Below are 21,812 nucleotides of genomic sequence, written 5' to 3'. Positions count from 1 at the left end.
GTTCGTGGTGAGCTTGTCGAACCATGAGCGGCACACCGCACACCCTTCGACAAGCTCAGGCCGAACGGTGTGCCTTATTGAGTGTCCCGTCTTATGTGTAGCCCATCAGTTTTATGTTGAGCTGCCAAAAGCTTGCAGCCCAATCTCTACGCTGCTACAGAACTATAAAAAACCCACCATAAGCAACGCTATACATCATCAAACTCTTCCGCCAACGTATCAGACTTACCTTGCCGATAGGCCGGTGCAATACTGACCAATAAGGTAATTAAAGTAGCAATATAAGGCACGGATTGAACGGATAACACCGCTATCCATAAGCGTCCGCTTAAGTTGTCAAAATGTTCAAGCGTAGCCATAAACCAGATAGCCGTACCCAGCAATATCAACAATAATAGCTCTTGCCTGATGGTTAACAAACCAGCAATTAACGCGCCCTGTTTTTCATATTTGGGTGTGCGCATAAACGGCTTGCCATTGGTAAACAAACCTTGAATCGTGCCTCTGGCCACCGTATGTGTTAACGATAACCCAGACAATGATGCACCCAGCGATTGCCAAATGGAACAAGGCACACGCGCTTGATAAAGCCATAAGCTGCGTATAATTTTAAAGCTGAACAAACCAATTGTCGGCAATAAAAAGGCATTAACCGGTAATTCGCTGTGTAGCGGATCGTAAAGCAGTACACCGGTTAAAATTAAACTGGTGGTGGTAAACAACAGCGCTAGCGCATCTGAAAACCAGGGCAACCATCCGGCAACAAAGTAATATCGCTGCGCCGGTGTTAACGGTGATTTTTTAGTCGGTAAAAAGCTGCGCCAATGGCTTTTAATAATTTGCATGGCACCATACACCCAGCGAAAGCGCTGCGTCATATAGCCGGACATAGTGTCTGGCATTAACCCTTGGCCAAACGAATCTTTGCAATACACCGAATCATAACCTGCTTCGTACAAACGAACACCCAGTTCGCTGTCTTCACAAATACACCATTCCGCCCATTTGCCCACTTCCTGCAAGGCAGATTTTCGAATCATCGTCATAGTGCCATGCTGAATAATAGCGTTGTATTCGTTGCGTTGCACCATGCCAATATTAAAAAATCCGGCGTATTCCCAGTAGCAAAATGATTTGAAAGTGCTTAAGTCACGATCACGGTAATCTTGTGGCGATTGCACAAAGCCAACGTTGTCATTGTCAAAATAAGGCACCATACATTTGAGCCAATTAGGTGACAGCATGTAATCGCTATCAATAACGGCGATAATTTCAGCATCACTGGCGGTTTGCTCCAGCGCATGATTGATAGCACCGGCTTTAAAGCCCGGCCAGTTTTCCAGATGGAAAAACCTGAACTTAACGCCAAGACGTTCGCAATCTGCCTTAACCGGTTCCCAAATAGCCGGATCCTTGGTGTTATTGTCCATCACCAACACTTCTAAATTGGGATAATCGACTTTGTTCAAGGCTTCCAACGTTTTGCGCACCATATTAGGTGGCTCGTTATGGATTGGCAAATGTAACGATACTTTCGGGTATTTAAATTCAGACGAGGGTGCTAGCGGTGTAAAGGTTCTTGCAGTCTTTCTGTGCCAAACAATTTCAGCAATTTCAAGGCTTTCAATCAAAAGTATAGTGACTGCCAGCATTTGCATTAACACCAGCAAAACCCAGAAGGCAATAGTCATACTGGTTTGGTATTGCTGCGCACCAATCGATACTGTCCAAAAAATAACTGATGCTGCAAGGTTGGCAATTAAACCAAAAAACAGCAAGCCAGGCAGCTTTAAGTTTCTGCGGGTAAATAAAAATAAGCCCATCAGTACAATACTAAAAACAGCCGCGCCGACCGCCCAGTTTTTCCAGGCCGGTAAGGTGAGCACATCGCCATTCATAGGATATTTAGGCTGGCGATCAGCGTTAAAAATTCCCCAATACGCACCAGCAGAGCCTTCATCAGACATTTTCCAAGGCTGATCAAAAGCTTCAATAATATAATAAGCAATATGCTCATTGGCAGCGCGGTTAAGAAATTCACGCAAAAACCGTGCTTGATTGGCTATGGATGCGGTTGCATGTTTGAAAGGTTGGCCGTCGGAAGGCCAGCCCACTTCTGTGATAATAATCGGTTTATCCGGATATGCTTGTTTTAAAGCATGATAGCGGTCGAAAACATAATCCACTGCATCATCGGCGGCAATGCCTTCCCAGTATGGCAATATGTGTACGCCAATATAGTCAACTTCTTTAACCAATTCCGGATGCGCCAGCCATTTGTCCCAGGTTTCTGAGGTACTGACCGGCCGCCAAGTGCGCTTTTTGACTTCGCGGATATAATCTATGAGCTGTTCTTCGGTAATTTCGTTGCGTAATAACACTTCATTGCCGACCATAATACGGACAATTTTTGGGTTATCTTCGCGGCTGATTTGAATTAAGGTTTCGATTTCCTGACGATTTTTTTCTAAGTCGCCACCTATCCAGGCACCCACGGTAATATTTAAACCGTGTTTTGCCGCTAGTTTAGGTACTTCGTTCAGCCCTTTCAGTACGCTATAGGTACGCACTGCATGGACTTTGTCAGCCAGCAGCGCTAAATCTGCATCAATGTCAGCGGGGTCATGAAAGGTTTTGGTTTTTTGGGTATCATCTTTACGCATGGGGTCAAAAGTGACACCCATGGTAGTTTTGGTCCACGGCTGTAATTGCAGTGGATTATTAATGTAACTCCAAATGCTGAAATTAATGACGACAAGTAATACGAGGGTAAGTAGCGTAGCTATTTTTGTTATCATCGGGGTACTCGGGAGCTTTCGGTTAAACAGAAAAGTCTCAGTGGTTAAGTCTCAAGGTGTAAAGTGTTAGGATTTGTCTTTTTTGACGTAAATATCGGTAATTGTGCCGTTGATTATTTCAGCGGCAAAACCCAAAGTTTCTGACAGCGTAGGGTGCGGATGTATCGTTAAACTGATGTCATCGGCATCTGCACCCATTTCCAGCGCCAATACTGCTTCGGCAATTAATTCACCGGCATTAGTGCCGACAATACCTGCACCCAATACGCGGCCTGTTTGCTTATCACACAGTAATTTTGTTAAGCCTTCCTTACGACCTATACTGAGTGAGCGTCCGCTGGCTGCCCAAGGGAAGACGGCTTTATCGTATTCTATGCCTTGTTCCTTGGCCTGATTTTCGGTTAGACCCATCCAGGCCACTTCAGGATCCGTATAGGCTACCGATGGAATAGTGAGTGCATCAAAACCGGCTTTGTGTCCTGCTGCCACTTCAGCAGCAACCTTACCTTCATGTGCTGCTTTATGCGCCAGCATCGGATTACCAACAATATCGCCGACAGCAAAAATATGTGCAACATTAGTCCGTTGCTGTTTATCAACCGGAATAAAACCTTGTGGGTTAACGGTAATACCGGCATGTTCTGCGCCAATCAAATTTCCATTGGGTCTGCGGCCCACAGCAACCAGCACGCCATCAAACACTTGCGGCCCAGGCGCGTTCTTGCCTTCAAAAGTGACTTTCAGGCCATCAGTTTGCGCCTCTATCGACGCGACCTTGGTTTCCAGCCAGATATTATCGTATTGTTTTTTAATGCGTCTGAACAACGGCGTAATCAAATCTTTATCGCAACCTGGAATGATTTGATCCATCAACTCCACCACGCTAATTTTTGAACCAAAAGCATGGTATACCGTGGCCATTTCCAAACCGATAATGCCACCACCGACGATCAACAAGTTTTTGGGGATTTCTTTAAGTGCCAATGCGCCCGTCGAATCCATTAAGCGTGGATCATCATTTGGAAAGCTGGGGATTTTGGTTGGCTGTGAACCTGCGGCGATAATGGCTTGCTCAAACTGAATGGTTTGAACACCGGTTTCGGTCTGCACATCTACCGTGTTGGCGGAAGTAAATTGCCCTAAACCATGAACCAAAGTAATCTTGCGTTGCTTAACTAAACCCGCCAAACCGGCATTTAAGGTGTTGGTGACGTTTTGTTTCCAGTCCCGAATCTTGTCGATATCCAGGGTCGGTTTTTCAAACACAATACCACGCTCGGCAAATTCGTCGGCTTCATGGATCACTTGCGCCATGTGTAACAAGGCTTTGGACGGGATACAGCCAACGTTTAAACACACGCCACCGATGACCGGATAACGTTCGACCAAAACCACTTGCTTGCCTAAATCAGCGGCCCGAAATGCAGCGGTATAACCACCCGGGCCACCGCCGAATACCAAAACTTCTGCCTGTATAACAGCGTTACTTTGTGTTGAATTGTTATCCATATCTGCGTCTGCTTAAAGTAATAAACGGCGAATGTCGCTTAAATTTTGTTTAACCACGGCCATAAACCGTGCCCCTTCCGCACCATCAATCACACGGTGGTCATAAGTTAAATCCAAAGGCAGCATTAAGCGCGGTATAAACTCTTTACCATTCCATACCGGTTGCATTTTGGCACGAGTAACACCAAGGATAGCTACTTCTGGCGCATTTACAATCGGTGTAAACGCGGTGCCGCCAATGCCACCTAAACTGGAGATGGTTAAACAGCCGCCTTGCATCTCGTTGGGTAACAATTTCCCTGAGCGAGCTTTAGCACTTTTTCCCGCCAGTTCCACAGATAATTGATTGATGCTTTTAGTATCGACATCGCGTAATACCGGCACAACCAAGCCATTAGGTGTATCGACAGCAATACCAATATTGAAATACTGTTTAAGGATGATACTTTCGCCATCACTAGACAATGAAGCATTAAAGCTTGGGAACTGCTTCATCGCCGCCACCAGAGCCTTGATGATAAACAATAACGCGGTAAGCTTAATATCGTCTTTAGCTTTTTCGCTGTTTAAAGCAACCCGAAACGCTTCCATCTCGGTAATATCAGCTTCGTCGTGGTAAGTCACCATCGGCAGGTTTAACCATACACGGGTCAGATTCTGTCCCGTCAGGCGTTTAATTTTGCTGAGTTTCTGGACTTCTATGTTGCCAAATACTGAAAAATCAACAGCGGGTATGCTCGGTATGCCAGCGCCGCCGGTACTAACAACGCCTTCTGCCAATACTTGTTTAACGAACAGCTTCACATCGTCTTTTAAAATACGGCCTTTACGGCCGGTAGCAACCGTCACCTTGCCCAAATCAACGCCCAACTCACGTGCAAACATCCTTACCGACGGCGAAGCATGAACGGCGGGATTGCTGACGCTGGTCACGGGTTGGGCAGGGGCAATATTGGCTACTGAAGGTGGGGTAATCGGTGCAGGTTCTGCGGGCTTAGGAGGGGGAGGTGCAATGGGTGCAGGAACTTCTGGGGCTTTAACGGGAGCCGATTCTGTAACGGCAGCGGCGGCTTCTTCCACTAACACCGTGGCAATCAACGTGCCTTCCGAGACTTTATCACCTGGCTTGATATGCACTTGCTGCACCACGCCATTGGCGGTGGACGGCAGCTCCATACTGGCTTTATCGCCTTCCAGTGTTGCAATCGATTGGTCTAATGCAACGGTATCCCCAGCCTGTATCAACACTTCAATTACGTCAACTTGCGGTGCGCCCACATCCGGGACTTTAATTTCAATCAGCATCGTCTGTTCCTTCCCTTAAACCAACCAAGGCGCTTTTATATCGGGGTTAATGCCGTATTTTGCAATGGCGACATCGATTTTAGCGGCATCAAACTGCCCCATATCGGCCAAGCTTTTCAGTGCGGCGATGGTGACATGGTAACGATCCACCTCGAAAAACTTACGCAAATTTTCGCGGGTATCCGAACGGCCAAAACCATCAGTACCCAACACCGTATACGGCGCTGCAATCAGGCCGCGAACTTGTTCGGCATAGGCGCGGACATAATCCGTTGCGACCACGACAGGGTTTTTAACGTTATCCAAACAACGGGCAACATGGGAGATTCGTGTAGGTTCGGTGGGGTGTAATCGGTTCCAGCGTTCACAGCTTTGGCCATCTCTGGCAAGTTCAGTAAAGCTTGGGCAACTCCACACATCCGATTCAACGTCCCACTCATCGCGCAGCATGATAGCCGCCGCTTCCACTTCGCGGAAAATTGTGCCGGAACCTAACAGTTGTACGCGCACACTTTTTTTCTTGCCACCGGTCTGAAACAAATACATACCCTTAAGAATATCCAGTTCCACGCCTTTGGGCATGGCAGGATGGGCGTAGTTTTCGTTCATCACGGTAATGTAATAAAACACGTCTTCCTGTTCCACATACATACGGCGCATGCCATCTTGAATGATTACCGCCAGCTCGTAGGCGTAAGTCGGGTCGTAGGACATACAGTTGGGTACGGTGGCCGCCATAAGATGGCTGTGGCCATCTTCATGTTGCAAACCTTCGCCGTTTAGAGTTGTTCTGCCCGCCGTGCCGCCCATTAAAAAGCCACGGGTACGTTGGTCAGCCGCAGCCCAGATCAAATCGCCAACTCGCTGGAAACCGAACATGGAGTAGTAAATAAAGAACGGAATCATCGGCACATTGTGCGTGGAATACGAGGTTCCCGCAGCAATCCAGTCACATAAACCACCGGCTTCGTTGATGCCTTCCTGCAACACCTGTCCGTTCTTGTCTTCTTTGTAGAACATCAGCTGGCCGGCATCTTGTGGCGTATATAATTGGCCCACTTGCGACCAGATACCGAGCTGCTTAAACATACCTTCCATACCAAAGGTTCTGGATTCATCAGGCACAATCGGCACAATGCGCTTGCCGATATTTTTGTCTTTGGTCAGGATATTAAGCAAGCGTACAAATGCCATAGTAGTGGAGATTTCACGGCCTTCGCCGGTCGCTTCCAACAAACTTTTAAAGTCGTTAAGGACAGGCACATCCAACGCATACGATTTACTGCGTCTAGCCGGCAAATGTCCACCTAAATCAGTACGGCACTTGTTCATATAGGCCAGTTCTTTCGAACCTTCGGGGAAGGTTAGATACGATAGATCGTGCAATTGCTCATCGCTCACCGGTAAATCATACCGATCACAGAAATGGCGCAGTGAGTCGTTACTCATTTTTTTTGCCTGGTGAGCTCCCATGGTCGCTTCGCCGGATGATCCCATGCCGTAACCTTTAATGGTCTTGGCCAGAATAACCGTGGGTTGTCCTTTATGATTTACCGCATCATGGAAGGCGGCATAAACTTTGGTCGCGTCATGGCCACCACGGTTTAGTTCCCAGATATCACGGTCAGACCAATCGGCGACCATGGCTTTTAATTCTGGGGTGTTAAAGAAAAACTCGCGTACATACGCGCCGTCTTTGGCTTTAAAGGTTTGGTAATCGCCATCGACGCACGACATCATCCGCGCGGCTAATAAGCCATCTTTATCACGGGCTAACAGCGCGTCCCAGCGTTGCCCCCACACCAGCTTAATAACATTCCAGCCTGCGCCACGGAATTCACTTTCCAGTTCTTGAATGATTTTGCCGTTACCGCGTACCGGGCCATCTAAACGCTGTAGATTGCAATTGACAACAAAAATCAAGTTATCCAGTTTTTCACGTCCTGCCAAACCGATTGCACCTAAAGATTCAGGCTCGTCAGTTTCACCATCGCCTAAAAAGCTCCAGACTTTACGCTCGGAAGTATCGGCAAAGCCACGGTCTTGCAGGTAGCGCATGAAGCGGGCTTGGTAAATTGCCATAATAGGGCCAAGACCCATCGATACGGTCGGGAACTGCCAGAAGTCCGGCATCAGCCACGGGTGCGGGTAAGACGACAAGCCATTACCGTTAACTTCTTGGCGGAAGTTATCCATTTGTTCTTCGGTGAAGCGCCCTAGTAGAAAAGAACGTGCGTAATCACCCGGAGTAAGATGGCCTTGGGTAAAGATCAAATCGCAATCGTGCTGCTCGGAGGTTGCCCGCCAAAAATGGTTGTAACCGACATCATATAAGGTTGCAGCTGAGGCAAAACTGGCAATGTGGCCGCCGACATTGGTGTGTTTGTTAGCACGCAATACCATCATCATGGCATTCCAGCGCACATACGAGCGGATTTTAAGCTCAATCGATTGATCACCAGGAAAAGGCGCTTGTCTGGCGACAGGAATAGTATTGAGATAGGCAGTGTTGGCACTGAAAGGAATATCAAATCCAGCGTGCCTTGTAACCGCAACCAGTTGCTCAATCAGAAAATGGGCGCGCTCACTCCCATCTCGCTCGATGAGGGATTGAAGTGCCTCAATCCATTCTTTGGTTTCCGTAGGATCGATGTCATTCTGTCCGGTAACTTCTGATATTAAACTGTTGTTCATGTAAAATCCTGTCGGAACGGGTTATGCTTTAGTGCTGACAAACAGGTAATTGTAGACCGTCATAAGTCATGCGCCAACACAGCAAACCTTCAAGTTAGGGCAATAAAAAAACAGAAATAATCTGAATTAACTGCATAGTATATACAAATCAATCCGCGCAATGTACCAGTTTTAGCCGTGATGCGCGGCAATAGCACATGGTTGGCACGGATTTAACGAATAGCTACTGCTAAAAAGCAGGGAAATCCATTTACAGCGTATTTCAACTGTAGGTTGGGGGAGGCAACGAACCCCAACAGTTTGTGTGTCGCGTGTTGGGGTTCCTGGCGTCACCTCAACCTACCGTCATAACTCACGCGTTGCACTGAACTTAATATCCGGCCAGCGCTCCTGGGTGAGTTGCAAATTAACACGGCTGTTGGCAACATACACCAAATGCCCACCGCCATCTTCGGCAAGATTTTCAAAAGCCTTGCGCCTGAATTCTTCCAGCTTAAGCGGTTTGTCTGAGGTTACCCAGCGCACGGTAGAAATCGGTGCATTATCGTACACGCATTCGACGTTGTATTCACCTTTTAACCGGAAAGCCGTGACATCAAACTGTAGAATGCCGACTGCACCTAAAATAAGGTCATTGTTTTTTAACGGCCTGAACAGCTGGGTTGCGCCTTCTTCGGTTAACTGAATCAAGCCTTTTTGCAGGGCTTTGGCACGCAGCGGATCTTTTAAAATCACCCGACGGAACAGTTCCGGCGCAAAATACGGGATACCACCGTATTTGAGCGTTTCGCCTTGGGTAAAGGTGTCGCCGACTTGAATGGTACCGTGATTGTGTAAGCCGATAATATCGCCAGGGAAAGCTTCTTCTACGCTTTTACGGGTATCGGCCTGAAAGGTGATGGCATTGGAGATTTGCACGGTTTTGCCCAAGCGGACATGATGGATTTTCATGCCTTTTTCAAACTTGCCGGAACACACCCGCAAAAATGCCACCCGATCCCGATGCGCCGGATCCATATTGGCCTGCACTTTAAACACAAAGCCGGTGAACTTGTCTTCTTCAGGCGCAACGCTGCGTTGTTCAGCTTCGCGTGGCCGTGGCGACGGGGCAAATTCAGCCAAGGCGTCCAGTAATTCCAAAATACCAAAGTTATTAATCGCCGAGCCAAAAAAAACTGGCGATAATTTTCCGGCCAAGTATTCGTCTAAATTAAACTCGTGGCTAGCACCTTTGACTAAATCGATTTCATCGCGTAATTCTTGCGCTTGGTCGCCTAATAAAGCATCGAGTTTTTCATTGTGCAAACCTTTAATGATTTCGGCTGCCGCAATCTTGCCGCCGTGCTGGGCGCTGAACAAATGGATTTCATCTTTGTATAAATGATAAACCCCTTTAAAACGCTTGCCCATGCCTATCGGCCAGGTCATTGGCGCACATTTTATTTTTAACACCTCCTCAACTTCGTCCATTAATTCAATAGGCTCTCGGCCTTCACGGTCGAGTTTGTTGATGAAGGTTAAAATCGGGGTGGTACGCAGACGACACACTTCCATTAAATTAATGGTACGTTCTTCTACGCCTTTGGCCACGTCGATCACCATTAAGGCGGAATCGACAGCGGTGAGTGTTCGATAGGTATCTTCGGAAAAATCTTCGTGGCCAGGCGTATCTAACAGATTGATAATACAATCGTTATGGACAAACTGCATCACTGAGGTAGTCACTGAAATACCGCGCTCTTTTTCCATCTCCATCCAATCGGAGGTAGCATGGCGAGCGGCTTTACGACCCTTAACTGAACCAGCTAACTGAATAGCGCCGCCAAACAGCAGCAATTTTTCGGTGAGTGTGGTTTTACCCGCGTCAGGGTGAGAAATGATAGCGAAGGTTCTACGCTGGTTGAGTTCACTGGCTATTTCAGAAATCGACATGGCGTTATCTAAGCAATGGAGCGGTGTGTATACAACGGACTTGCCGGTTTAGTAACGATTAAACATCGTTGACTAGCACAAAAAGCAAGTGGTCAGATAAAACAAAGCCGAGCAACAGGGGGCTGCTCGGCTTCAGTGTCGGCAAGTTTACTTGGCTTTGTTGCGCTCGGTGACTTCTTTAATCACTTCATCGGCCACGTTTTTAGGACACGGCATATAATGTGAGAATTCCATCGAGAATTGGCCACGACCTGAAGTCATGGTACGCAAATCACCGATGTAACCGAACATTTCACTCAACGGCACGTCAGATTTAATACGCACGCCAGTAATACCGGCATCTTGCGATTTAATCATGCCACGGCGACGGTTAAGGTCGCCGATCACGTCACCGACATGCGAATCCGGTGTAAAGGTATCCACTTTCATGATCGGTTCGATCAATTGTGGGCCCGCTTTCGGAATCGATTGACGGAACGCTGCTTTCGCGGCAATTTCAAAAGCAATCGCTGATGAATCCACCGCGTGGAAGCCACCGTCGGTTAACACAACTTTAAAGTCCAAACACGGGAAACCGGCCAAAACGCCTTTGCCCAACATGCTCTTAAAGCCTTTTTCAACCGCTGGCCAGTATTCGCGTGGCACGTTACCACCGGTAACCGCCGACTCAAATACAAAACCACTGCCTGGCTCGCCTGGCTCAATTCTGTAGTTGATCTTACCGTATTGGCCAGAACCACCGGATTGTTTCTTGTGGGTGTATTCGTCTTCAACCGATTTAGTAATGGTTTCACGGTACGCGACTTGCGGCTTACCTACGATAACGTCTACACCGTGCGTACGCCTTAAAATGTCGACTTTAATGTCAAGATGCAACTCGCCCATACCTTTCAGGATGGTTTCGCCGCTGTCTTCGTCAGTTTCAACATGGAAGGACGGATCTTCCTGAATCATTTTGCCTAAGGCAATCCCCATTTTTTCAGACGCTGCTTTATCTTTCGGCGAAATCGCCAACGAGATAACCGGATCAGGGAATACCATCGGCTCTAAAGTCGCTGGAAATTTAGGATCGCATAAGGTATGACCGGTTTGAATATTTTTCATACCCAATACCGCAACAATGTCACCGGCTTGTGCAGAGTCTAATTCATTACGTGAATCGGCGTGCATTTCCACAATACGACCAATACGCTCGGTTTTACCGGTAAAGGTATTGAGTACGTTAGTACCTTTTTCCAGTCTGCCAGAGTAAATACGCAAGAAAGTCAACGCGCCGTAACGGTCGTCCATAATCTTAAACGCTAATGCACGCAATGGTTTGCTGGCATCAACGATAGCAAACGTACCGGTGGGATTACCTTCCAGATCGACTTCAGGCTGTGGTTTAACATCCGTTGGGCTAGGCAAATAATCAATAACACCGTCCAATACCAACTGTACGCCTTTGTTCTTGAAAGAAGAACCGCAGAAGGTGGGAAAGAAATCCAGATTAATTGTGCCTTTGCGGATACAACGTTTAATGGTTTCAATATCCGGCTCTTCGCCTTCCAAATATTTTTCCATGACATCATCAAACTGATCAGACACTTGGTCAATCATTTTTTCACGCCATTTTTCAACGTCCGCCACCATATCAGCCGGTACATCATCAATATGGTAATTCATGGGATCGCCAGAGTTATCCCATATCCAAGCTTTACGGGTTAACAAATCCACCACGCCGACGAACTGGTCTTCAGTACCAATAGGCAAAGTCATGACCACAGGCACTGCGCCCAATACTTCTTCAACTTGTTTGATAACACGATAGAAATCGGCACCGATACGATCTAATTTATTAATATAGATAACGCGGGCAACTTCGGAGTCATTCGCATAACGCCAGTTGGTTTCTGATTGAGGCTCAACACCACCAGAACCACAGAAAACACCGATACCGCCGTCCAATACTTTCAGCGAGCGGTAAACTTCGATCGTAAAATCAACGTGACCCGGGGTGTCGATGATATTAAAACGGTAGTCTTTCCAAAAACAGGTGGTGGCAGCGGACTGAATGGTAATGCCGCGCTCACGTTCTTGATCCATGAAATCGGTGGTGGTTTCGCCATCATGTACTTCACCGATTTTATGAATTTTACCGGTGAGCTTTAAAATCCGCTCAGTGGTGGTGGTTTTACCGGCATCGACGTGCGCGAAAATACCGATGTTTCTATATAGCGATAAATCTGTCATGTGTTTACTCTAAAAGTTGGGCATAAAAAACTTTTTGGTGACTACTCTGGCCTTAAGACTCAGAAAAGTTCGTGCTGGGGCTGAAACAACGCAGACATATCCTTATGGGTAAAAACTCGCTTTAGCTTCAGCGACTAAAATCATAAGACTTATGAAACATGAGTTTACGGCCCACTAAAGCCAGCGCGATAGCGTAAAAGCCACCATTGCTATACACGCACAGACCAGCATCGAAAACCGTCTATTCTAACCTAAAATAATATAAAGATATAGGAAACCTATCAATTTGTGTTGTAGTAACGTTAAAATGAGCGAATGTGTACAACGACTGATAAACACGTAAAATGGCAGGTGGATGGTATGTGTTGTTGTGCCAGTAATATGTAACAATACGGGGAATTATTTTTAGGTGTAGGCGTTAGTTAAAAAGATAGAGTCAAGTGAATCCACATAACAAAATTTTATTCGCAGGCGATCCGCATGGCAATTTTAAGCCCCTGATTGCAGCTGTGCATGAACACAAACCCGAAGCGGTGGTGCTATTAGGGGATTATGACCTAGACACGCCCTTGGAAAGTTGCCTGCACGAAATTATCGATATCACCCAAATTTGGTGGATTCCGGGTAATCACGATTTTGAAACGCCGAGCAAATATAAAAATCTGTTTCATTCGGCTTTGGCAGATAAAAGCCTGCATTTAAAAGTGATTGAAATTGCTGGCGTGAAAATTGTCGGCTTAGGCGGTATTTTTTTAGGGCGCGTTTGGTATCCACCCATGCAACCCAAATGGAAGGATAAAGCCCATTATTTAGGTATGCAAAAACTAAATGCCAAAAATGTCGATATGTCGTTAAAGTATAAATCAGCGATTTGGCATGATGAGTTTCATGCGCTAAAGGCTTTAAAAGCTGATATTTTAGTATCACACGAAGCGCCCGGATCACATCGACACGGTTTTCATGTCATTGGTGACTTAGCGGCAGCCATGAATGTAAAAACCATTTTTCATGGCCATCTACATGAAAACTATTCCACGGTGATTAAAAAAAATATTCATGTACATGGTGTTGCCAATACAGCAGTAGCTAATTTGGTGGGCAATACGCTTAAAAATGGTAATGAGATGGATATTGGATAAAATGTACAAAGCAAATTATTGAACAGATATCAGAGCCGAAAAGCTACAAGAAGCAATTACTGATTTTCAACAAATTCACGCCAGCGCAAAGATTCCCACTCCCGAAGCAAATTAATGGCTCGGTCTTTAATGTGCGCATCTAACAACGTGTCCTGGTAAGTTTTCCATACACTTAAGTCACTGAAATAAAACATTTCGGATCGGAAATCAAAAACAGTACGCACGCCCTTGTTAGCAATATGTGCGCACATAATGGGGTGCGATAAATTACCCACTAATTGAAACACTGTTTTATTTTTAATGGTGGGTGCAGCTTTTTCACCGAGTGCCGAACGAATCATTAATTCCGCCACATCGGTTTGGCCAACCGGGTCATTGTCAATAGCAATGTTGGGGTCATTAATAATCAAAGGAATTTTGGTTTGGAAATCGTTAATCACATGGCCATGCCCTAAAAAACCATCGTCAAATAAAGACTCACCATGATCACCTAAAATGACAAGGGTGGTATTGGCATAAATTGACGCACCTTTCAATATTTTTACAATTTCTCCAACCGCCCAATCCGCATTAGCCATGGCGTTCCAATATGTCAACGCCACCCAGTCTTTATTACCCGGATTAATGTCCGAACGCGGAACAGGATTATTTATCAGCCGTGTTGCCATGTTTGGATAAGCATACGGAAAATGCCCAGCCTGAATATTGACATAAAAAAACTGCGGCTTAGAAAAATCAATGTGTTGAACCCGTGTCTGAAACTGTTCAACAATGCGTTCTTCACTGAGCCTAAGACTACCAGAATCGGTACTTGGAAAAACCCTGTCATTAATCGCTGTACGTGCATCAAAATAATCAACATCAGCGTTTTTCATGCCTGCAACTTCAGCGACATTTCCGAAGGATTCATCTTGTGCGGAAATAATGGAAAACTGATACCCTGCCCTGCGCAAAAATGGTATCAAGGAAATTTTGCTTTTGCTATTAATTAACTGCCGCCTAAAAATGGCTTTAAGCGATGTGGTGGTATAACCGGTATGACTATAAGCATGGGGTATTGATGCTCCTTGCTGGGCAAGAGCACGTAGGGTTGGTGCGACATAGCGATTATTAATCTGTTGTTCAAGCAAATCAAAGCGCGCGGTTTCCAGTACTATCAAAACAATATTTTTACCGGGCTTCGGGGTAATATCTGCTAGGTAATCTGATTCTACAGAAGTTGTAATCGCATCGCCTAAAAAACCGTCTTGATCTATGCCATCATAAGGGATATCCAAAGCGCCTGGATAAATATCCGCGTTAAAAGAAACTTTGTCTTGAGGGTATGAAAAAATCCCGAAGCCATCAAAATCCACATCCGAAAGCTTGTCCAGGCTATCAGTAATTAATTGGTAGGATATTTTTTTTTCTAGACCGTATCTGTAAAAGTCATTATTGGATGCGATAAAGGTCATCACGGGAGTGATAACAATCATTATTAATAAGGCAATAATGTATCTGCTATGCCTACCTTCTTTTTTTGACAGCTGTTGTATATATTTATTTTTGCTTAGGGCATTTAAGCTATAAATCACACACAAACTAACCGCACAGATAGCACCAGTAAACAAAGCTATTTCATTAGCTGCGTACATCAAAGCCTCTTGTAAACTACCTCCACCCAAACTTTTTATAATTTGTAAGTTAATAGTATCGCTAAAGTAAGACAATACTCTAAAACGAAGGCCCAACCAAATACCCACCGAAATCACAATGAGTACGGTGAAATAATAGTAAATAATGATGCCATGGCGCTTTAATTTGCCCGCCACAAAAAACCATAAACTGGCTAATGTGCCATACAGCGCCAAATCGAACCAAAGCGATATTAAAATAAATGCTAGGCGTTCTACAAAAGTTTGGTAAGAAAACGGCTGAAGAAAGCCACCGGTAAATAGCGTGTATTTAAAATGCAAAAAAGCGAATTCAAAAACCTGAATAGCAATAACCGCAAGAAATACAATCAGTAAGCGGCGGTAACGCCATATCAATTCTTCTAATTTAAGCAAAAACACTATTTATGACCTTAGCACGAAAAACTATCCATAACTATAGTATTTTTTACGATTATTTTTTAAATTAGAGCAAGTAGTTGCCGCTATGCTTGCGTTTCATTCTGACTTTAGAAAGTTAGAAAATAATTCAATAGCTGGTAGGGAGGGTTTTAAGAATGGCTTATGCAGTAAATAAGAGATTCCATGTGTAGAGGTGGCTTAACAATGCCACCTAATAAAACATCCAGAAGAACATCATCTTCAAAACTTAACAATTCAGAAAAAAGGGCTTTTTCCTGATCTGTAGCTTGCCCATAACGATTTTCTAAGTAGCGCGTTAACAGTAAATCAAGTTCTCGGGTGCCACGACGGCATTGCCATCTTAATTTAGCTAATTCAGACACTAATCAATTTTTCTCTGAACCATTAATTTTTTAATTTCAGCAATGGCTTTAGCGGGATTAAGATTTTTAGGGCATGTATCGGTACAATTCATAATGGTATGGCAGCGATAAAGCTTAAACGGGTCTTCTAGTTCATCTAAGCGTGCATCGGTGCTTTCATCACGGCTATCGGCTATCCATCGGTAAGCTTGCAACAATACCGCAGGGCCTAAGTATTTATCACTGTTCCACCAATAACTGGGGCAACTGGTAGAGCAACACGCGCACATTACGCATTCGTACAAACCATCCAGTTTAGCGCGCTCTTCTTTACTTTGCAGGCGTTCAGTATCAACAGGTGGCGGCGTTTGGTTTTCTATCCAGGGTTTAATAGAAGCGTACTGAGCGTAAAAGTGTGTCATATCCGGTATTAAATCTTTGATGACTGCCATGTGCGGCAACGGATAAATTTTAATTGGCCCCGTGTACAAATCCATATCATGAATACAGGCCAGCGTATTTTTGCCGTTAACATTCATGGCACAAGAGCCACACACACCTTCGCGGCAAGAACGTCTGAAACTTAGCGTACTATCGATTTCATTTTTAATTTTGATAATCGCATCCAGCACCATAGGTCCGCAATGATCCATGTCCAGCTCATAAATATCTATGCGTGGATTTTCGCCAGTATCGGGATCCCAACGGTAAATTTCAAAACGACGGATATTTTTAGCGGTAGGGGAGGCATTAAAGGTTTTACCTTTGCCTACCACCGAATTTTTCGGCAAAGTGAATTCAGCCATCAGTAAACTCTCTCTTTAGGGGGAATAACATCAACTTCATCGGTTAAGGTGTACAAATGCACAGGACGATAATCAATTTTTACAGTGTCGTCGGTTAGCCAGGTTAAGGTGTGTTTTAGCCAATTTACATCATCGCGACCCGTATAATCTTCACGCGCATGGCCTCCCCGGCTTTCTTTACGGTTACCCGCCGCGCTGATGGTAACAAGGGACTGGACAAGCAGATTATCCAGTTCCAGGGTTTCAACCAAGTCAGTATTCCAGATCATCGATTTATCAGTGACTTTAACATCGGCAAAAGACTGATGAATAGCCGTCATCTGTTGAATACCCTCATCTAAAGTTGTTTGTGTTCTAAACACTGCCGCCTTGCTCTGCATGACTTTTTGCATATCCAATCGAATATCTGACGTATTACGGCTACCGTTGGCATATCGAATTTTGTCAAACCGGGCTAAAGCCTTATCACACGCATCAACTGCTAAGGGTTGGTGAGCATCTCCGGATTTGATTAACTCAGAACAACGTATGGCAGCAGAACGGCCAAACACCACCAAATCCAGCAGCGAATTTGAACCCAAACGGTTAGCGCCATGCACCGATACACAAGCGGCTTCACCAATGGCCATCAAGCCCGGAACGACTTTATCCGGATTACCGTCTTCCAGGGTAACCACTTCGCTTTTGTAATTAGTGGGAATGCCACCCATGTTGTAATGTACGGTAGGCAAGACAGGGATCGGTGCTTTAGTCACATCAACCCCCGAAAAAATCCGCGCTGTTTCGGCAATGCCTGGCAGACGTTCGTAAATAATCGCAGGATCGAGATGCTCAAGATGCAGATAGATATGATCTTTCAACTTTCCTACGCCACGGCCTTCATTGATTTCAATGGTCATGGCACGGCTGACAATGTCGCGTGAAGCCAGATCGCGTGCCGACGGTGCGTAGCGTTCCATAAAACGCTCGCCTTCTGAATTGGTGAGATAACCGCCCTCACCTCTTACACCTTCAGTAATTAAACACCCTGAACCATAAATGCCGGTAGGGTGAAACTGCACAAATTCCATATCCTGCAATGGCAAGCCAGCACGTAACACCATCGCATTGCCATCGCCGGTTACGGTATGGGCGGACGTACAGGAGAAATAACTGCGTCCATAACCGCCAGTTGCTAAAACTGTCATTTGAGATTTAAACAGATGCAATGAGCCATCATCCAGACACCAGGCTAAAACGCCACGGCATTCGCCGTCCTGCATAATTAAATCCAGCGCGATGTATTCAACAAAAAATTCGGCATTGTGCTTTAACGCCTGTTGATACAGGGTATGTAAAATGGCATGGCCGGTTTTGTCTGCCGCAGCACAGGTGCGCCGTGCTTGCTCTTTGCCATAATGCGTGGACATACCGCCAAACGCCCGTTGGTAAATCTTGCCTTCCGGTGTTCTGGAAAATGGCACACCGTAATGTTCCAGCTCAATAATGGCGGGTATGGCTTCACGGCACATGTATTCAATGGCATCCTGATCGCCCAGCCAATCTGAACCTTTGACGGTATCGTACATGTGGAAGCGCCAGTCATCCTCGCCCATATTACCCAATGCCGCACTAATCCCGCCTTGAGCAGCCACCGTATGGCTACGTGTGGGAAATACTTTGGTGAGACACGCGGTTTTCAGACCTTTTTCGGCCATGCCGAAAGTAGCTCGTAACCCCGCACCGCCAGCACCAACGACCACGACATCATACTCGTGCTCAATAATTTTATACGCAGATGACATAGTTACCCTACCGAGACAATGCGAAATACAGCAACCAAGGCTGTAACACTCAATAACAAAAACACCAAATTGCTTGCCCAAATGGATAATGTTTGAAGGCGTTGCTCGGCAACGTAATCTTCAATAACCACTTGTAACCCCAGTGCCGTGTGATAAAAAACAATAATTATCCATGCCATGATGCCTAATGTATTTAACGGAAAACTAAGCCAGTCTACAGTCTGCTGGTAAGGCGCGTTTAAGCACAAGCTAAACAACTTCAACATAAAATAAGTGAGCGGCAGCAGTAATACAGAAGTCATGCGCTCTAGCCACCAGTGCCCCGTTCCTTTTTTGGCAAAGCTCAATGATTTAATTTGATCCAGCGTTATTTTAATCGCCATAACTCAATTAACCTGTAATAACAAAAGTGAATAAGGTTAGTAATAACGCCACCACTATTTCTAGTATTGCATAGCGGTTAAGGGTATCGCGCTCAAAGCCTTTAACCATATCCCAAAGCAAATGCCGAACACCATGGCATAAATGAAAAAACAGTGCATAAATAAATCCCCAGTACAACACTTGCACCACGCCCAGATTCATCACAGTCTGTAGATTTTGGTAGGCTGTTATTCCGCCGGAAATAGCCCATAAAATATATACGACACCTATCAAACCTACCGACAAGAAAACCCCGGTAATGCGGTGGCTGATGGAATTAAGCCCTGAAAGTGGCAATTTGTATATTTGTAAATGCGGTGATGTAGGACGAGGATTAGCCATAGAGAATATATCCGTGTTAATGATTAAAAATCGACACAACGGCCGTTTTTTTCCCAGTCGCCATAACGCGTTGGTTCCGGGCCTTTAACCCCGCCGATTTCCTGTAGAGGCGGGTGTTCGCCATCGTCAGGTAGGGAGTCTGGCAGATCGATAGGTAGAGTTTTGGCAGGACTTTCTTTTTCCATAAGCGCTGATTTCCAGCTTAGCGACCCATAGGATCATGTTGTAAAAATTAAGTTTCCCGATTATAGCCCTTTCCTGATTTGCTTCGTAGCTTTCATTTAGGCTTTTTTTGTCATCAGTTAATCACTGGACTTTCCCCTAACAGCTGATTATCATGCCTTGTGCGTCTGTTTAAGATTGCCGCGCAACTTTTCAAATAAATAATACATCATCAGGAGTCTTTTATGTTGGAAGTACAACAAAACGCCCCCATGTTTCGGTCCAAAAATCAAAATAACCAACTGGTCAGTTTGACTGATTATGCCGGTGAAAAAAATATTGTCCTGTATTTTTACCCTAAGGATGACACGCCAGGATGTACTATTGAAGCCAATGATTTCACTGCACTTGCCGATGAATTTTCCGCTTTAGATACGGTTGTTATTGGTGTCAGCAAAGATTCTTGCTCAAGTCATGTCGATTTTATCAACAAATATGGCTTAAAAGTACAATTGCTTGCCGATACTTCAGGCGATTTGTGCGAAAGTTATGGTGTGTGGCGCGAAAGAGAAAAAAATGGCGTTAAAAGTATGGCCATTATGCGCTCTACTTTTGTTATCGATAAAAATGGGGTTTTGGTGTATGTTAATAACGCGGTAAACCATGAGGGCCATGCACAGGAAGTATTGGACTTTATAAAAAGCTTATCTAATCCAGAGCAAGAAGCCCCAGCAGATAGCGCGGAATAATGCCCGAAACCCAAAAATCTCCCCACTGTTTTTACAGCCAATCGTTATTGCCGTCGCAGGTGTCGCCGTTTTTATGAAAGTTTTAGGTATTAATCACATCAATATTGTTCTAACCGAAGAACAACTTGCCCCGCAAATTGATTTTTATGGGCAGATACTGGGGTTAACTCCGGGTTACCGCGCACCTTCAACACGCAATGGCGCATGGCTGTATTCAGCGCATAATGATGTAGCACTGATTCATTTATCGGTCATCGGCACAGATACCGACGTGAGTGGTGAAAACCATTTTCACCATATTGCATTAACCTGTGCTGATGTCGATGCCACTTTAAAGGTATTGACAGACAAAAGTATTCAATATCGATTGGAACAGCGTAATGCGCCTGCTATGACTCAGGTGTTTATTATTGATCCTGTGGGCATTAGAATTGAATTAAATTTTCCTGAGCACAGCGCACAGAAGTAAAAATCCGCATGAAAATTGGGATTTGTTTATTGGGCTGATTCCTATCAAACCAATTTAATCCCCGTTTTTTCAATCGTAATTAACTGCTGCTTATACAACGCGCCAATCGCTTGTTTAAATACTTTTTTACTGACTCCAAATACCGCATAAATAGCATCGGGCGGGCTTTTATCACTGAGCATTAACACGCCGTTATTTTGTTTTAGCTTGTTTAAAATACTATCGGTTAACGACAGCACCTTCCCGTAGCCAGGTTGGTCAAGTACCAAATCAATTTTATGATCTTCGCGTATGTGTTTAATGTAGCCGTCTAGTTTCTGGCCTTTTCTGAGTGGCTGAAACAACTCATTTTCGTAGAGCATACCCCAATGCGTATTATTGACAATAGCTTTAAAACCCAAGTCGGTTTTATCCGCTATGAGCAAGGACACTTTTTGACCCACTTCAAAATCGACCGACTCATCAGTGATAAAACGGTCAATTTTGGTAGTGGCGGCAATACGGTTTTTATCATCAAGAAATACTTTAACCAGATAAAACTTCCCCACTTCCATTTCATGATGTTGCTCACTAAACGGAACCAGTAAATCTTTGGGTAAGCCCCAATTTAAAAATACCCCTACATAGTTAAGTGATACCACTTTGAGCCAGGCAATATCATCCACCTGTGCTAGTGGTATTTTGCGTGTGGCTGTCAGCTCGCCTTCCGAATCCAGATAGACAAATACCGCTAGTGTATCGCCGGTTTGGCAGTTTTCGGGCAATTGTTTGTCCGCCAATGGTATGTTGCCAAATGTGCCGCCATCAAGACAGGCATCGCCATCTTGGGGTTTAACAATGTTCAGTGTATTAATTTTACCGATATGTATCATAGAAACTCAGCTGATAGGAATAATAGTGTGGCAACTTTGAAATGGGTTACCTGCCCGTACCGATTAAAATAACACAGTTCTCATCAAGTGTAGCGATAGCAAAATGGGTTTTATTACCAAAGATAATTCCCGCCTGATTATTATCCATGGAAATGCCCCGTACCCAATTGAATGCAAAAT

At 45.0% G+C, this 21,812-nt stretch carries 17 protein-coding genes; 3 read left to right on the top strand and 14 right to left on the bottom strand.

Annotation, left to right across the window (positions count from 1 at the left end):
• Nucleotides 1–188: 188 nt before the first annotated feature.
• The 6 genes from ACHZC4_RS04365 to fusA form a co-directional block, all read right to left on the bottom strand.
• Complete coding sequence (locus ACHZC4_RS04365; protein WP_394752600.1) at nucleotides 189–2,798, bottom strand: glycosyltransferase; 2,610 nt, start codon at nucleotides 2,796–2,798, stop codon at nucleotides 189–191.
• Nucleotides 2,799–2,864: 66 nt separating this feature from the next.
• On the bottom strand, nucleotides 2,865–4,307 hold the full coding sequence (lpdA, locus tag ACHZC4_RS04360; protein ID WP_394752599.1) for a dihydrolipoyl dehydrogenase: 1,443 nt from the start codon (nucleotides 4,305–4,307) through the stop codon (nucleotides 2,865–2,867).
• A 12-nt stretch (nucleotides 4,308–4,319) separates the two neighbouring features.
• Entirely contained in the window at nucleotides 4,320–5,612 is a 1,293-nt protein-coding gene (gene aceF, locus ACHZC4_RS04355) for a dihydrolipoyllysine-residue acetyltransferase (RefSeq protein ID WP_394752598.1), read from the bottom strand.
• Between the two features lie 15 nt (nucleotides 5,613–5,627).
• Nucleotides 5,628–8,306, bottom strand: coding sequence for a pyruvate dehydrogenase (acetyl-transferring), homodimeric type (gene aceE, locus ACHZC4_RS04350; RefSeq protein ID WP_394752597.1), 2,679 nt, complete (start codon nucleotides 8,304–8,306; stop codon nucleotides 5,628–5,630).
• Between the two features lie 345 nt (nucleotides 8,307–8,651).
• The gene (locus ACHZC4_RS04345; protein ID WP_394752602.1) at nucleotides 8,652–10,232 is read right to left on the bottom strand and encodes a peptide chain release factor 3; all 1,581 of its coding nucleotides are present in this window, start codon (nucleotides 10,230–10,232) and stop codon (nucleotides 8,652–8,654) included.
• 153 nt (nucleotides 10,233–10,385) lie between these two features.
• Entirely contained in the window at nucleotides 10,386–12,470 is a 2,085-nt protein-coding gene (gene fusA, locus ACHZC4_RS04340; protein ID WP_394752596.1) for an elongation factor G, read from the bottom strand.
• Between the two features lie 440 nt (nucleotides 12,471–12,910).
• On the opposite strand from fusA, the gene ACHZC4_RS04335 reads away from it, so the two are divergent.
• Nucleotides 12,911–13,609: a metallophosphoesterase gene (locus ACHZC4_RS04335; protein WP_394752595.1), complete on the top strand. Its 699-nt coding sequence runs from the start codon at nucleotides 12,911–12,913 to the stop codon at nucleotides 13,607–13,609.
• A 56-nt stretch (nucleotides 13,610–13,665) separates the two neighbouring features.
• Here the strand turns inward: ACHZC4_RS04335 and ACHZC4_RS04330 are convergent, their stop codons facing one another.
• The 7 genes from ACHZC4_RS04330 to ACHZC4_RS04300 form a co-directional block, all read right to left on the bottom strand.
• Entirely contained in the window at nucleotides 13,666–15,663 is a 1,998-nt protein-coding gene (locus tag ACHZC4_RS04330; RefSeq protein WP_394752594.1) for an LTA synthase family protein, read from the bottom strand.
• Between the two features lie 149 nt (nucleotides 15,664–15,812).
• Nucleotides 15,813–16,046: a succinate dehydrogenase assembly factor 2 gene (locus tag ACHZC4_RS04325; protein ID WP_394752593.1), complete on the bottom strand. Its 234-nt coding sequence runs from the start codon at nucleotides 16,044–16,046 to the stop codon at nucleotides 15,813–15,815.
• Complete coding sequence (locus ACHZC4_RS04320) at nucleotides 16,046–16,831, bottom strand: succinate dehydrogenase iron-sulfur subunit (RefSeq protein WP_394752592.1); 786 nt, start codon at nucleotides 16,829–16,831, stop codon at nucleotides 16,046–16,048. The genes ACHZC4_RS04325 and ACHZC4_RS04320 overlap by 1 nt, the downstream gene beginning before the upstream one ends.
• Nucleotides 16,831–18,615 (bottom strand): succinate dehydrogenase flavoprotein subunit, encoded by a 1,785-nt coding sequence (gene sdhA / locus ACHZC4_RS04315; protein WP_394752591.1) that lies wholly within the window; start codon nucleotides 18,613–18,615, stop codon nucleotides 16,831–16,833. The genes ACHZC4_RS04320 and sdhA overlap by 1 nt, the downstream gene beginning before the upstream one ends.
• A 2-nt stretch (nucleotides 18,616–18,617) precedes the next feature.
• Nucleotides 18,618–18,998: a succinate dehydrogenase, hydrophobic membrane anchor protein gene (gene sdhD, locus ACHZC4_RS04310; RefSeq protein ID WP_394752590.1), complete on the bottom strand. Its 381-nt coding sequence runs from the start codon at nucleotides 18,996–18,998 to the stop codon at nucleotides 18,618–18,620.
• A 7-nt stretch (nucleotides 18,999–19,005) separates the two neighbouring features.
• Nucleotides 19,006–19,380, bottom strand: coding sequence for a succinate dehydrogenase, cytochrome b556 subunit (sdhC, locus tag ACHZC4_RS04305; RefSeq protein ID WP_394752589.1), 375 nt, complete (start codon nucleotides 19,378–19,380; stop codon nucleotides 19,006–19,008).
• Nucleotides 19,381–19,403: 23 nt separating this feature from the next.
• A complete protein-coding gene (locus ACHZC4_RS04300; RefSeq protein ID WP_394752588.1) occupies nucleotides 19,404–19,565 on the bottom strand; it encodes a DUF1674 domain-containing protein in 162 nt (53 codons plus the stop codon).
• Between the two features lie 222 nt (nucleotides 19,566–19,787).
• Between ACHZC4_RS04300 and ACHZC4_RS04295 the strand changes: the two genes are divergently transcribed.
• Both ACHZC4_RS04295 and ACHZC4_RS04290 read left to right on the top strand, forming a co-directional pair.
• Entirely contained in the window at nucleotides 19,788–20,291 is a 504-nt protein-coding gene (locus ACHZC4_RS04295; RefSeq protein WP_394752587.1) for a peroxiredoxin, read from the top strand.
• 73 nt (nucleotides 20,292–20,364) lie between these two features.
• Nucleotides 20,365–20,760 carry a VOC family protein gene (locus tag ACHZC4_RS04290; RefSeq protein WP_394752586.1) on the top strand — a complete coding sequence of 132 codons (396 nt, stop codon included), beginning with the start codon at nucleotides 20,365–20,367 and terminating at the stop codon, nucleotides 20,758–20,760.
• Nucleotides 20,761–20,804: 44 nt separating this feature from the next.
• Here the strand turns inward: ACHZC4_RS04290 and ACHZC4_RS04285 are convergent, their stop codons facing one another.
• Nucleotides 20,805–21,632 (bottom strand): S1 RNA-binding domain-containing protein, encoded by an 828-nt coding sequence (locus tag ACHZC4_RS04285; RefSeq protein ID WP_394752585.1) that lies wholly within the window; start codon nucleotides 21,630–21,632, stop codon nucleotides 20,805–20,807.
• Nucleotides 21,633–21,812 lie beyond the last annotated feature (180 nt).

This window comes from Crenothrix sp., from assembly GCF_043729335.1.
Lineage (GTDB): Bacteria > Pseudomonadota > Gammaproteobacteria > Methylococcales > Methylomonadaceae > Crenothrix.
The sequence above is the reverse complement of the archived record's forward strand: the minus strand, read 5'-3'. Positions and strand labels throughout refer to the sequence as shown.